At 64.6% G+C, this 12,573-nt stretch carries 13 protein-coding genes and 1 tRNA gene; 7 read left to right on the plus strand and 7 right to left on the minus strand.

What is annotated here, in order from left to right; all coding sequences use genetic code 11:
• Positions 1-45: 45 nt before the first annotated feature.
• Positions 46-801: a competence/damage-inducible protein A gene (locus WMC41_RS08040; protein ID WP_432347616.1), complete on the minus strand. Its 756-nt coding sequence runs from the start codon at positions 799-801 to the stop codon at positions 46-48.
• Positions 802-972: 171 nt separating this feature from the next.
• On the opposite strand from WMC41_RS08040, the gene wrbA reads away from it, so the two are divergent.
• From wrbA to WMC41_RS08055, 3 genes are all read left to right on the plus strand, one after another.
• On the plus strand, positions 973-1,572 hold the full coding sequence (wrbA, locus tag WMC41_RS08045; RefSeq protein ID WP_432347618.1) for an NAD(P)H:quinone oxidoreductase type IV: 600 nt from the start codon (positions 973-975) through the stop codon (positions 1,570-1,572).
• 221 nt (positions 1,573-1,793) lie between these two features.
• Positions 1,794-1,878: transfer RNA gene (locus WMC41_RS08050), tRNA-Leu, on the plus strand.
• A gap of 262 nt (positions 1,879-2,140) precedes the next feature.
• Positions 2,141-2,944, plus strand: a complete 804-nt coding sequence (locus WMC41_RS08055) for a hypothetical protein (protein WP_244765661.1) — start codon at positions 2,141-2,143, stop codon at positions 2,942-2,944.
• A gap of 72 nt (positions 2,945-3,016) precedes the next feature.
• On the opposite strand, the gene WMC41_RS08060 is transcribed toward WMC41_RS08055, so the two are convergent.
• The 4 genes from WMC41_RS08060 to WMC41_RS08075 form a co-directional block, all read right to left on the minus strand.
• Entirely contained in the window at positions 3,017-4,024 is a 1,008-nt protein-coding gene (locus WMC41_RS08060) for an inorganic phosphate transporter (RefSeq protein ID WP_272805334.1), read from the minus strand.
• Positions 4,024-4,668 (minus strand): DUF47 domain-containing protein, encoded by a 645-nt coding sequence (locus WMC41_RS08065; protein ID WP_244765659.1) that lies wholly within the window; start codon positions 4,666-4,668, stop codon positions 4,024-4,026. The genes WMC41_RS08060 and WMC41_RS08065 overlap by 1 nt, the downstream gene beginning before the upstream one ends.
• Positions 4,669-4,783: 115 nt before the next feature.
• Positions 4,784-5,362: a hypothetical protein gene (locus tag WMC41_RS08070; protein ID WP_244765658.1), complete on the minus strand. Its 579-nt coding sequence runs from the start codon at positions 5,360-5,362 to the stop codon at positions 4,784-4,786.
• Between the two features lie 80 nt (positions 5,363-5,442).
• Positions 5,443-6,897, minus strand: coding sequence for a TrkH family potassium uptake protein (locus tag WMC41_RS08075; protein WP_432347620.1), 1,455 nt, complete (start codon positions 6,895-6,897; stop codon positions 5,443-5,445).
• Between the two features lie 260 nt (positions 6,898-7,157).
• Between WMC41_RS08075 and ilvA the strand changes: the two genes are divergently transcribed.
• The 3 genes from ilvA to WMC41_RS08090 all read left to right on the plus strand — a co-directional run bounded on the left by ilvA (position 7,158) and on the right by WMC41_RS08090 (position 10,236).
• Positions 7,158-8,405, plus strand: a complete 1,248-nt coding sequence (ilvA, locus tag WMC41_RS08080; protein WP_272805336.1) for a threonine ammonia-lyase — start codon at positions 7,158-7,160, stop codon at positions 8,403-8,405.
• Between the two features lie 115 nt (positions 8,406-8,520).
• Positions 8,521-8,835 carry an HlyU family transcriptional regulator gene (locus WMC41_RS08085; RefSeq protein ID WP_244765655.1) on the plus strand — a complete coding sequence of 105 codons (315 nt, stop codon included), beginning with the start codon at positions 8,521-8,523 and terminating at the stop codon, positions 8,833-8,835.
• A gap of 153 nt (positions 8,836-8,988) precedes the next feature.
• Entirely contained in the window at positions 8,989-10,236 is a 1,248-nt protein-coding gene (locus tag WMC41_RS08090) for a GGDEF domain-containing protein (protein WP_244765654.1), read from the plus strand.
• Positions 10,237-10,272: 36 nt separating this feature from the next.
• Here the strand turns inward: WMC41_RS08090 and WMC41_RS08095 are convergent, their stop codons facing one another.
• A complete protein-coding gene (locus WMC41_RS08095) occupies positions 10,273-10,734 on the minus strand; it encodes an Lrp/AsnC family transcriptional regulator (protein ID WP_432347623.1) in 462 nt (153 codons plus the stop codon).
• Positions 10,735-10,898: 164 nt separating this feature from the next.
• Here WMC41_RS08095 and ald point away from each other — a divergent pair, with 164 nt between their 5' ends.
• Positions 10,899-12,017 (plus strand): alanine dehydrogenase, encoded by a 1,119-nt coding sequence (ald, locus tag WMC41_RS08100; protein WP_244765652.1) that lies wholly within the window; start codon positions 10,899-10,901, stop codon positions 12,015-12,017.
• A 48-nt stretch (positions 12,018-12,065) separates the two neighbouring features.
• Here ald and WMC41_RS08105 read toward each other — a convergent pair whose 3' ends face one another.
• Positions 12,066-12,533, minus strand: coding sequence for a DUF1203 domain-containing protein (locus tag WMC41_RS08105; protein ID WP_432347624.1), 468 nt, complete (start codon positions 12,531-12,533; stop codon positions 12,066-12,068).
• Positions 12,534-12,573 lie beyond the last annotated feature (40 nt).

Raw genomic sequence — 12,573 nt, forward strand, 5'->3', positions numbered from 1 at the left:
CCCTGGAAGCATGCGCCTGCCGGTGTCGCCAAACCTTGATCGGGATCAAGACGCGGCCTTGGCCGCGGCGATTTCGGCAATCATCTGAAGTATATCACGTTCGGCCGCTTCCGCCGGAGCGTCTTCGCGGCTGCGGATGACGATTTCCGTCGAGAAGCGGTTCTCGCTGAAGCGCGGATAGGAGCCGATGCTGGTTTCCGGGTGCTTCTTCTGGATCTCCGCCAGCGCGCTGCCGATGTCGCCCTCGCCGAAGGGCGAGGCGACGGAGCGCGACAGCATCGGCACGCCGCCTTCAAGCCTCGGCACGACGGTGCCGAGCATGGCGGTGAAGACCTGCGGCACGCCGGCCATGACATAGACATTGCCGATCTGGAAGCCCGGTGCCGTCGAGACGGCGTTCTCGATATGGACGGCGCCTTCGGGCATGCGCGCCATGCGCTGGCGCGCCGCGTTGAACTCCACGCCGCGGCGCTCGTACATCGCGCCGAGCAGCTGCATGGCGAGCGGATCGTAGAGGCAGGGCACGCCGAAGGCCTTCGACACGGCATCCGCCGTGATGTCGTCATGGGTCGGGCCGATGCCGCCGGAGGTGAAGACATAGGTATGGCGCGCGCGCAGCGCATTCAGCGCCTCGACGATCGCGTCCTCGTCGTCGCCGACGATGCGCACCTCCTTGAGATCGATGCCGGCGAGGAAGAGCACGTCGGCGAGCTGGCCGATATTCTTGTCCTTGGTGCGCCCGGAGAGCAGTTCGTCGCCGATGGCGAGCATGGCGGCGGTGGCGATGGGACGGGAACTCATGGGCGCTCTCTGAAGTTCGGACAGAAATGCCGACCGGAAGGAACGGCATTGTCAATGGCGGGTGAACAGTCTGTCGACCGGGCGGCCGCTGGGGGACCGCCACCCTGAAGTGCTACATCCAACGAGACGCCGCGATCAAGCGGAAAGGCATCATCGAAACAGGAGACGACGATGGCAAACGTACTGGTTCTTTACTACTCGGCCTATGGCCATATCGAAGCCATGGCCTATGCCGTGGCGGAAGGCGTGAAGTCGGCCGGGGCCGAGGTGACCGTCAAGCGCGTTCCGGAGCTGGTGCCGGAAGAGGTGGCGAAGGCCTCGCACTTCAAGCTCGACCAGAAGGCCGAGATCGCCACCGTCGACGAGCTGGCCAGCTACGATGCCATCATCGTCGGCGCCGGCACGCGCTTCGGCACGGTCGCCTCGCAGATGCGCAATTTCTGGGACCAGACGGGCAGCCTCTGGGCGCAGGGCAAGCTGGTCGGCAAGGTCGGCTCGGTCTTCACCTCCTCGGCCACCCAGCACGGCGGCCAGGAATCGACCATCCTCGGCTTCATCCCGACGCTGCTGCACCACGGCCTCGTCGTCGCCGGCCTGCCTTATGCCTTCCAGGGCCAGATGGGCGTCGAAGCCGTCAAGGGCGGCTCGCCCTACGGCGCTTCGACGATCACCGACGGCGACGGCTCGCGCCAGCCGTCCGAAATCGAACTGGACGCCGCCCGCTTCCAGGGCGCCCATGTCGCCAGGATCGCGGCCAAGCTTTCGGCCTGACGTTCTCCTGAAACGTCGCCGAACAGAGCGGCGCGGCCTGCATAAGGCCGCGCCGCTTTTCGTACCCGCCCGCAAACCGCGCGAAATGCGGGTATCCGGTTCCTCGATCGTCCAACATCCGAAGGTTCGGCTTCATCGCTCTCTTTCCGAAATGGGAAAGGCCGGAGATTTCCGGGACGCCCTATTGACGAACCTCCTCGACTTTCCGAAAAGCGGGGCACGCGGGCGTGGCGAAACTGGTAGACGCAAGGGACTTAAAATCCCTCGGCCTTGGCTGTGCGGGTTCGATCCCCGCCGCCCGCACCATGCGGCACCCATGGGGTGTCCTTTGTGGCGGTGATTCGCAGCCGGTCGGTGAAAGGACAGAGCGGCGCCGGTTGCGTGGCTCCTGCGGTCGGAAACCGTCGTTTTTCTGCCGATGCCAGGGCGGTCTGTGCCGGTCTTGCAACACAGTTGCATCCTTCGGCGCCGAAGAGGCGCAATCTATAGGCGAAGTCTTGCCAGGTAAAAGAACTTTCGCTTTTTTAGCGCCCAATGTTTCAATGTGGAGCACCATTGGGGGGCGTAGATGAAATTTCCGAAATACCTGACGAAGGCCTATCTCCAGAAGACCTACGGTTCGCTCAGCGGCGTCGGTGATTTTACGGTTACGCTGACCAAGTTCAGCAAGACCGCCACGACCCTGAAGGCCACCGTTGAAGTCGACAGCAGCTTCGGCGACAGCAAGACCGACATCCTGATGAAGGTCGGCAAGACCACGACGAGCCTGAGTCTGAAGATCGAGGCCGAGGGCTATAGCAGCAAGCTGGCCTATTCCACGGCGCAGACGAAGGCCGGCCTTACCATCAAGGCGACCTACACCGACAGCTTCAATACGAAGATGAACTACAGCCTCAACCTTGAGAAGGATGGGGATTTCAGCAAGTTCAAGCTGGTTTACGCCCTCGGCACCGAAAAGATGACCATCACCTCGACGAAGATTTCCGGCGATGTGGTGACGTTCAAGGCGGTGGACGGTGACGGTGACGTGATCGGCACGGCCAAGATCAACCTCAAGGCCTTCGGCAGCTATTACGACAAATCCGACAAGTATCTCTTCGATTCGTCGAAGACGGCCGAACTCTTCAGCAAGATCCAGCTCAAGTTCACCAGCGTGAAGAAGGCGGGCGAGCCGGCGGACGACGATCACAGCGGCGCCGACGCGTTCGTCTTCAAGAAGATGGCGGCTCCCGACGGCGACCACGACACGGCCGCCTTCGCCGCCCGTCCCTTTGCCATTGAGGATGCCTCGGATGCGGCGGGCGCCGATGCGTTCCACTTCGCAGCGGCGCACGATCTGGGCCAGCCGGTCCACGCATCTGATCTTTTCTGATCCGTAATTGAAAACGGCATGACCGGAACGGCGGGAGCGGCAACGCTTCCGCCGTTTCCGTTTGGGCTCGCCTCAGCCGGTGACGGCGTTGATGGCGAGGAAGAAGAGGGCGGAGATCGCGGCGGCGGACGGCAGCGTGATGATCCAGGCCCAGACGATGTTGCCGGCGATGCCCCAGCGCACGGCAGTGACGCGGCGCGCGGCGCCGACACCGATGATCGCGCCGGTGATCGTGTGCGTGGTCGAGACCGGGATGCCGAGCCAGGTGGCGGCGAAGAGGGTGATCGCTCCGCCCGTCTCCGCGCAGAACCCCTGCATCGGGTTGAGGCGGGTGATCTTGGAGCCCATCGTATGGACGATGCGCCAGCCGCCCATCAGGGTGCCCAGCGCCATCGCCGCCTGGCAGGTGATGACCACCCAGAAGGGCACGTGGAATTCGTTGCCGAGATAGCCCTGCGAGAACAGCAGCACGGCGATGATGCCCATGGTCTTCTGCGCGTCGTTGCCGCCATGGCCGAGCGAATAGAGCGAGGCCGAGATGAACTGCATGACGCGGAAGGTGCGGTCGACGGCGAACGGCGTCTGGCGCACGAAGAGCCAGGAGACCGTGAGCACGAGGATGAGGGCCAGCAGGAAGCCGATGGCGGGCGACAGGAAGATGGCGCTCGCCGTCTTGATGAGGCCGCTCCAGACGACCGCGTCGAAGCCTGTCTTGGCAAGGCCCGCGCCCACGAGGCCGCCGATGAGGGCGTGCGAGGAGGATGAGGGGATGCCGAAGATCCAGGTGACGACGTTCCAGATGATCGCGCCCATCAGCGCCGCGAAGATGACGAGCGGGCTGACGATGCCGGGATCGATGATGCCCTTGCCGAGCGTCTCGGCGACATGCAGGCCGAAGAACAGGAAGGCGATGAAGTTGAAGAATGCCGCCCACATGACGGCATATTGCGGGCGCAGCACGCGCGTCGAGACGATCGTGGCGATCGAGTTCGCCGCGTCGTGCAGGCCGTTCAGGAAATCGAACAGCAGCGCGATGCCGACGAGGCCGACGAGCAGCGGAAAGGCGAGGGTGGCGTCCATCAGACGTTCTCGATCACGATACCGCTGATTTCATTGGCAACGTCCTCGAAGCGGTCGACGACCTTCTCGAGCTCGCCATAGATCTCGCTGCCGATGATATAGGCCATCGGGTCGGTCTTGCCGTATTGCCTGAAGAGGTCCTTGAGGCCCTGGTCGTGCAGCTCGTCCGAGCGGCCCTCGACGCGGGTTACCTCTTCGGCGATCGTGCTGAGGCGGCCGGCATGCACGCCCACCTTGTCGAGCAGCGGAATGGCCTCGGCGATAAGATGGGCGGCCTTGACGACCGCTTCGCCCATTTCCTGCATGCCGGGCTGGAAGCTCGTCTGCTCGTAGAGGCGGATGGTCTTGACCGTCTTGTGCATCATGTCGATGGCGTCGTCCATCGACTGGATCAGGTCCTTGATGTCGCCACGGTCGAAGGGCGTGATGAAGCTGCGGCGCACGGCGAGCAGCACCTCGCGGGTGATGTCGTCGGCCTTGTCTTCCAGTTCGACGATGCGGTTGCAGTGTCTTTCCATGTCCGGCCCGCCGGCAAGGAGCGACTGCAGGGCTTCGGCGGCGCCGACGACGGTGCGGGAATGCTGCTCGAAGAGATCGAAGAAACGGTCCTCGCGCGGCATGAGTTTGCGAAACAGCGAAAGCATGGGTGCCCCTTACGTGGCTGGGGTTGTCATGCGGCTGTCATAATTGACCGTCAATCCTCTGGAAAGCGCCGATTCCGGCTTGTCACAATTCTCTGCGTGCCTGTGGAAAAGTCGGTCAGGGAACGATCTTGAAGGGCTGCTCGCTGATCGCGACCGCGCCGCTTGCGGCATCGCGGAAGCGGTAGCGCAGCACATAGTCGCCGACCGGCGGGCCGCTGAGATTGAGCGTCAGTTTGGCGAAGACCTCCTGGTTGCGCACGCTGCCCTTGAAGTCGAAGGAGCCGAAGGCCTTCTGCTCGGCGAGCACCGTGCCCTTCGGATCGAGCAGTTCCAGGTCGACGGTGAAATGCGATTCGAGCAGGCCCCCGTCGGCCGGCCGCCAGGTGAGGCCGACCGGCTCGACATAGGAGATCAGCGCCTCGCCGGCCTTGAAGCTGGCTTCCGGTCGCACCGCATACATGCCGTAGCCCTCCGGCGCGGCCGAAACGAAGACGGCCTTGCCGATCGAGAAGGGCAGGGTGGCTGCGAAGGCCCCGAAGGCATCGCGGATCGTGTTGTGCGCGCCGACCGTGTCGCCGGCCGCGGCCTGTTCCTCCGCCTTCTTCGCCGCATCCGCGAGGGGACCGGCAAGGGCGAGCGTGGGTGCGAGCGCGGCGACAAAGGTCATGCGCAACAGGGACTTCGACACGAACATTCCGTCTTCCTCCAGCCGGTTGGCGGCAGGATGCGAAGAAGCATGGCAACAGTCAAGAACGCCCGCAGGTCGTCGCGCGATCAGTTCTTCCAGAAGAGCGGCGTCAGGATGACGAGCACGGTCAGGATTTCGAGGCGGCCGAGCAGCATCAGGAAGGAGAGCACGTAGAGCGCCGCATCGTGGAAGACCGCGAACGTGCCGGCCGGGCCGATCGCCTGCGTGATGCCGGGGCCGACATTCGACAGCGAGGTGGCGGCCGCCGAGACGGCCGTCAGGACGTCATAGCCCATCAGCCCCAGCACGATCGCCCCTACCGCGGAGAGCGCCACATAGGTGATGAAGAACAGGAAGACGCCGCGCTGGAAATCGGCGTCGACCGTCATCGGGCCGTAGCGGACGGCATGAATGCCGTCCGGATAGATCAGGCGGTAGAGGCCGGTGCGGATGAAGTTGAAGAGGATGATCAGGCGATAGGCCTTCAGGCCGCCGGAAGTGGAGCCTGAACAGCCGCCCATGAAGGTGGCGACGAAGGCGAGCGCCACGATGAAATGGCCCCATTGCGTATAGTCGTCGCTGGCAAAGCCGGTCGTCGAGAGAATGGAGGCGACCGTGAAGAAGGAGTGGGCAAGCGCCTCGTGGAAGCTGACACCATTCTCCAGCCGCTGGAATATGCTGGCCGCGAGCGCGAAGAGCACGAGATAGCCGAGGAAGACGCGGATCTGCGGATCGCGCCAGGCATCGATGCGTCCGCGCACGACGAAGAGGATGAGCAGCGAGAAGGGCAGGCTGGAAAGCGTCATGAAGAAGGTGGCGGCCCACAGCAGCGGCAGGCTCTTGAAATAGCCGAAGGAGGCGTCGTGCGTCGAAAGCCCGCCGGTCGCGACCGTCGACATGGCGTGGTTCAGCGCGTCGAAGCGGTTCATGCCGAGCGCGGCATAGATCACGGCGCACAGCAGGGTGATGCCGATATAGAGGGCGAGGAAGGCGCGGGTGTAGCTTGCGATGCGGGCGAAGGGCTTGTCGGCCGTGTCCGAGGATTCCAGCTTGAAGAAGGACATGCCGCCGACGCGCAGATACGGCATGATGAAGAGGCCGAGCGCGAGGATGCCGATGCCGCCGAGCCAGTGCAGCAGCGAGCGCCACATCAGCACGCCGGGCGGCGCATGGTCGAGGCCGACGATGACGGTGGAGCCGGTCGTGCTGATCGCCGAGACCGATTCGAAGAAGGCCTGCGCGAAGGTGAGGTCCAGCGAGGACAGCCAGAGCGGGATGGCGCCGATGATGCTGCCGGAAAGCCAGAGCATGTTGACGACCAGAAAGCCCATGCGCTTGTTGAACGGCGGCGGGCCGGCGCGCGTGGCCGCGGCGGTGGTGAGCGAGAGACCGCCGGTCATGAAGGCGGAGAGAAAGAAAACCTCCGAATCGGGGTGGCCGTAATAGACGTCGATGAGTGCCGGGATCAGCATCGCCACGGAAAGGTAGATCCCGCTGATCGCTGCGATGTTGATGGCTGATCGGAAGATGGTGGCGTTCAAGTTCTGGTCTCGAAGAGGCCATGGTGGCCAGGGCGGGTGGTAACCGTCGCGTCGATATGCCATAGCCTTTGCATCGTCCAAACTCAAGGATGGCGCGGCGGCGCGGTCCATCCGGTTCGGGCGGGTTCTGCTTCGTGGGCCCCGCGGCCGCGGGGCGTCGGAAAGGTTTGAAGAATGACCGGCTTTCCCTGCCTCTGTCCTCTCCCGAAGGCAAGACACGCAGCATTTTGAACCCAATCCTATCGAACACGGACCAGAGCATGACATCCGACGTCGACACGGCCATGGAGGCCCTGCGCGGACTCTTCCCCGAAACGCCGCTCCAGCTGAACGAACACCTTTCCGCCCGCTACGGCGCGGAGATCTACCTCAAGCGCGAGGACCTCTCGCCGGTGCGCTCCTACAAGATCCGGGGGGCGTTCAACTTCTTCCGCAAGGTTCTCGCCGACGATGCCGGTGCGCGCAGCTTCGTCTGCGCCTCGGCCGGCAACCACGCGCAGGGCTTTGCCTTCGTCTGCCGCCATTTCGGCGTGCCGGGCGTGGTCTTCATGCCGGTGACGACGCCGCAGCAGAAGATCGACAAGACGCGCATGTTCGGCGGCGACTTCGTGACGATCAAGCTCATCGGCGACTTCTTCGACCAGTGCTACAAGGCCGCGCGCGACCATGCGGAGGCGACCGGCGCGCTGATGGTGCCGCCCTTCGACCATGCCGATATCATCGAGGGGCAGGCGACGGTGGCCGCGGAATTCGTCGCGCAGCTGCCCGATGGCAGGCTGCCGGACCTCGTGGTGCTGCCGGTCGGCGGCGGCGGCCTTGCCTCCGGCATCACCGGCTATCTCGACGGCAGGATCGGCCCGTCGAGCTTTGTCTTCTGCGAGCCGGCCGGCGCGCCGAGCCTGCGGCGCAGCCTCGAAAGCGGAACCGTGGTGACACTCGACCAGGTTGACAATTTCGTCGACGGTGCCGCGGTCGGCCAGATCGGGGCGCTGAACTTCGCCGCGCTCAGCCGCTTTTCCGCCGACCAGGTGATGCTGCTGTCGGAAAACGCGATCTGCGTGACGATGATCGACATGCTGAACGTCGAGGGCGTGGTGCTGGAGCCGGCCGGCGCGCTGTCGCTGACGGCGCTGGACGCGCTGGGCCGGGAGGCGCTGGAGGGCAAGACGGTCGTCGCCGTGGTTTCCGGCGGCAATTTCGATTTCGAGCGCCTGCCCGACGTCAAGGAGCGGGCCATGCGGCATGCGGGGCTGAAGAAGTACTTCATCCTGCGCCTTGCCCAGCGCCCCGGCGCGCTGCGCGATTTCCTCAACCTGCTCGGCCCGGACGACGACATCGCCCGCTTCGAATATCTCAAAAAATCCGCCCGTAACTTCGGTTCGATCCTCATCGGCATCGAGACCAGGGCGCCGGAGAATTTCGCCGCGCTGAAGAAGGCCTTCGACGGCGCGGGCCTGCGCTACCAGGACATCACGGAAAACGAGATTCTGGCCAATCTCGTGATCTAGCGTTCCGCATCCGCCTGCCGCGGCCTTCTGCCGAAGGGTGGAAGGGCGCGGCCAGGAGGCGAGTATCCACAGCTCTCCCCTTGGAGGCTGCCGCGGCCTGTGTTAGCAATCGGCCATGGCATCGTTCTTTTCAAAACTCTTCGGTCGCGGCGGCGACTCGGCAGCTCCGGCGAAAGTCGCGGAGGAAACCGAGGCCTACAACGACCTCACCCTCGTCGCGGCCCCCATTGCGGAAGGCGGGCAGTACCGCCTTGCCGGCAGGATCGAGAAGCGGGATGGTGAGCGGGTGCTGACCCGCAGCTTCATCCGCGCCGATCTCTTCTCCTCGCGGGACGATACGGTCGCCTCCACCTTCCGCAAGGCCAGGCAGATTGTCGACCAGCACGGTGCCTCGCTCTTCGGCGACGGCGTGGAAAACCGGCAGGTCTGAACGTCGCCGGGCGGATTTTCGTCCACCGTTGTGAAAAATCGCAAGGAAGCGCTGGAGAACCGGCGCGATTGCCTGTATCCGCGGGAAAACGACTTGTTGCGACTCTCGCGCCGGGTTTAGCTGGCGGGCAGTCGAGGATGCTGCGGACCGCCCATGGGTATTGAAAACCTGATCCTGCTTCTCATCGAGGCCGGGTTCTACTTCGTCTTCATGGTGGGCCTCCTGCACCTGCGCCATCAGTTGGGCATCGGCGTCTTCATCGCCGCGCTCGGCGTGATGCATTTTCTTGAGACCTATCTTGCGGCGGTCTTCTACATCGAATTGCCCTTCGGCGTCATCTCGCCGGGCTCCTCGGTGCTGTTTTCCGGCAAGCTGATGATGATCCTCCTGCTCTATGTGAAGGAGGACGCGGCGGTGGTGCGCGCGCCGATCTACGGCCTGCTTGCGGGCAACTTCCTGACGGTCGGCCTCGGCTTCTTCCTGCGCCATCACCAGACGATCGGCGTGGTGCCGGGACGCATCGCCGATCTCGCCTTCATCGACGAGATGGGCTGGCTGATGCTCTGGGGCACGACGCTGCTCTATCTCGATTCGCTGGTGATCATCCTGCTCTACGAGCGGCTCGGGCGGGTCTTCAGGAAGAGCACGGCCATGCGGTTCTTCGTCTCGGGCGTTGCCGTGCTCACCTTCGACCAGATCGGTTTCTTCGCCGCGCTGCATTTCCTCAACGGTGCGCCGCCGGAGGTCTTCTGGGGCGGCTGGATCGCCAAGATGATGGCGGCGAGCGCCTATGCGGTGCTGATCACCATCTATCTGCATTATTCCCGCATCTCGGCGATTCCCGTCTCGCCACGGCCGATATCGGATATCTTCGCCGACCTCACCTTCCGCGAGCGCTACGAGGACCTGCTTGACCGCTCCGGCCGCGATGCGCTGACGGGGGTCTATGATCGCAGCCGCCTGGAGTTCGAGGCGCCGCGCATCCTGTCCGCCATGCTGGCGGAGGGCAAGCCGATGGCGCTGATGATCATCGATGCCGATCATTTCAAGCAGGTCAACGACCGCTTCGGCCATCTTGCCGGCGATGGCGTGCTGAAGGAGACAGCCGCCTGCCTGCAGCGGGCGCTGCGCGCCGGCGACCGCCTGTTCCGCTTCGGCGGCGAGGAGTTCGTGGTGATCTGCGAGGACATGCCCCCGGCGGTCGGTGCCGATCGTGCGGAAATGCTGCGCCGGACCGTCGAGGCCGAAATCCGCCGGCCGGACGGCGTGACGGTGACGGTCAGCATCGGGGTCGCCAACAGCTACAGCGACGGCACGACGCTGAACGCGCTGCTTTCGGCCGCCGATGCCCGGCTCTATGCCGCGAAGAATGCCGGCCGCAACCGGGTCGTTTCAAGCTAAGGCAGATTTGCCCGGAATGGCCTGAAACGGAATGACCTAGACCCCGATATTCGGCCGGTCGATGATCTCGCGCAGCGCGAAGCTCGAATTGATCTTCACCACGTGGGGCAGCGCCGACAGCCAGTCGCGGTGGATGCGCTCGTAGTCCTCCAGGTCCTTGGCGGCGACGCGCAGGATGTAGTCGTATTCGCCCGACATCAGGTAGCAGACCAGCACATTGGGGCAGAGTTTCACCGCCGCCTCGAATTCCGCGAGCGTCTTGGCGAACTGGCCGGACAGCGAGATGTGCACGATGGCGATCATCTTGTAGTCGAGCGCCTTGGGCGAGATGCGGGCGTGATAACCTGTGACGGTGCCGGATTTTTCGAGGATGTCGAGACGGCGCGAGCAGGCCGAGGGCGACAGGCCGACGCGCTCGGCAAGCTCCGCGTTGGAAATCCGCCCGTTCTGCTGGAGAGCCTTGAGGATCGCAGTATCGATTGCATCCAAGTGTGCCATTCGAATTTCCTTCGAAAATCATGCTGATATTCGGAGAATATTCGACAGTCAGGGATTTCGCAAACCGGCTTTGCAAGGACATTGCGCCCGTCCTCTGCTTCCATGGTGATCCCGCCGGGAACGGCGGCAAGCAAAAACGGGAACAGACTGGGAAAGGAACGCGCATGCGTGTCGGTTGTCCGAAGGAAATCAAGAATCATGAATATCGGGTGGGCCTGACGCCCGGTGCCGTGCGCGAATATGTGGCCCACGGCCACGAGGTTCTCGTCGAGACCAAGGCCGGCGCCGGCATCGGCGCAGATGATGACGCCTATCGCGCCGCCGGCGCGAGGATTGCCGCCACCGCCGCCGATATCTTTCAGAAGTGCGACATGGTGGTGAAGGTCAAGGAACCGCAGCCTGCCGAATGGGCGCAGCTCCGCGACGGACAGATTCTCTACACCTACCTGCATCTTGCGCCCGATCCGGACCAGACCAAGGGTCTTCTCGCCTCCGGCGTCACCGCCATCGCCTATGAGACGGTGACGGACGAGCGCGGCGGCCTGCCGCTCCTTGCGCCCATGTCCGAGGTCGCCGGCCGCCTCTCCATCCAGGCGGGCGCGACGGCCTTGCAGAAGGCCAATGGCGGCCGCGGCATCCTGCTCGGCGGCGTGCCGGGCGTGCTGCCGGCCAAGGTCGCGATCATCGGCGGCGGCGTCGTCGGCCTGCATGCCGCGAAGATGGCGGCCGGCCTCGGTGCCGATGTCTCCATCCTCGACCGCTCGATCCCGCGCCTGCGCCAGCTCGACGACCTCTTCGGCGGGCGCATCCACACGCGCTATTCGACGATCGACGCGCTGGAAGAGGAGGTCTTCTCCGCCGATCTCGTCATCGGCGCGGTGCTGATCCCCGGTGCGGCGGCGCCGAAGCTCGTCACCCGCGAAATGCTCTCGGGCATGAAGAAGGGCGCGGTCATCGTCGACGTCGCCATCGACCAGGGCGGCTGCTTCGAGACCTCGCACGCCACCACCCATTCCGACCCGACCTACGAGGTGGACGGCGTGGTGCACTATTGCGTCGCCAACATGCCGGGCGCCGTGCCGGTCACCTCGGCCCACGCCCTGAACAATGCGACGCTGCATTACGGCCTGCAGCTTGCCGACAAGGGCCTGAAGGCGATTGCCGAGGACCGGCACCTGCGCGCCGGCCTCAACGTGCACAGGGGCCGCGTGACGAACCGTCCGGTCGCCGACGCCCTCGGCTACGAGGCCTATGCGCCGGAAGCGGTGCTCAACGTCGCCTGACCGGGCACGCAGCGAACAGGACGAGGCCCGGAGCGATCCGGGCCTTTTTCATGCCCGCTCGACGCGGCACTGGTAGCAATTGTTGCGGGCCGAGCGGATGTGCAGGTAGGCGACATCCTCCCGGGCGAGCAGCGTTGCGGCATAGGCCGGTATGTCGGGCGTCGGCACCACGGCGCCGGTGCCGTAGAGGATGCGGTCTTCCGCCGAGTAGCCGCGCACGATGTAATCGCGGCTGGTCAGCATCGGCGGCGGAGTTTGCGAGGGCGCGTGGGCGGCGCAGGGCTCGGCATGGAGGAAGATCGGCCCGGTTTCCGCATAGGGCTGCACGGCCGGGAAGGGACGGTGCGCCAGGATGAGATAGGGCTCCCCGGCGCCGACCAGCCGCAGGCAATGGCGGCAGGGCACGCCCGTGCCGTTGGAGACATGCCGTTCCGGGGCAAGGCCGTAGGCATCCGTGCCGCCGGCCCAATAGGCGGCGGCGGTTTCGGTCGGCAGGGGCAGGAAGCGGATGGACATGGCGGGGGGCTCCGGTTGACGTAGCGATACCTTCCCGCCT

Source organism: Shinella yambaruensis (genome assembly GCF_050859155.1).
Taxonomy (GTDB): Bacteria; Pseudomonadota; Alphaproteobacteria; order Rhizobiales; family Rhizobiaceae; genus Shinella; species Shinella yambaruensis.

Excerpts from the sequence above, each read along its gene's own strand:
- WMC41_RS08040 (WP_432347616.1), bottom strand. The coding sequence starts at position 801 with ATGAGTTCCCGTCCCATCGCCACCGCCGCCATGCTCGCCATCGGCGAC.
- wrbA (WP_432347618.1), top strand. The coding sequence starts at position 973 with ATGGCAAACGTACTGGTTCTTTACTACTCGGCCTATGGCCATATCGAA.
- WMC41_RS08055 (WP_244765661.1), top strand. The coding sequence starts at position 2,141 with ATGAAATTTCCGAAATACCTGACGAAGGCCTATCTCCAGAAGACCTAC.
- WMC41_RS08060 (WP_272805334.1), bottom strand. The coding sequence starts at position 4,024 with ATGGACGCCACCCTCGCCTTTCCGCTGCTCGTCGGCCTCGTCGGCATC.
- WMC41_RS08065 (WP_244765659.1), bottom strand. The coding sequence starts at position 4,668 with ATGCTTTCGCTGTTTCGCAAACTCATGCCGCGCGAGGACCGTTTCTTC.
- WMC41_RS08070 (WP_244765658.1), bottom strand. The coding sequence starts at position 5,362 with ATGTTCGTGTCGAAGTCCCTGTTGCGCATGACCTTTGTCGCCGCGCTC.
- ilvA (WP_272805336.1), top strand. The coding sequence starts at position 7,158 with ATGACATCCGACGTCGACACGGCCATGGAGGCCCTGCGCGGACTCTTC.
- WMC41_RS08085 (WP_244765655.1), top strand. The coding sequence starts at position 8,521 with ATGGCATCGTTCTTTTCAAAACTCTTCGGTCGCGGCGGCGACTCGGCA.
- WMC41_RS08090 (WP_244765654.1), top strand. The coding sequence starts at position 8,989 with ATGGGTATTGAAAACCTGATCCTGCTTCTCATCGAGGCCGGGTTCTAC.
- WMC41_RS08095 (WP_432347623.1), bottom strand. The coding sequence starts at position 10,734 with ATGGCACACTTGGATGCAATCGATACTGCGATCCTCAAGGCTCTCCAG.
- ald (WP_244765652.1), top strand. The coding sequence starts at position 10,899 with ATGCGTGTCGGTTGTCCGAAGGAAATCAAGAATCATGAATATCGGGTG.
- WMC41_RS08105 (WP_432347624.1), bottom strand. The coding sequence starts at position 12,533 with ATGTCCATCCGCTTCCTGCCCCTGCCGACCGAAACCGCCGCCGCCTAT.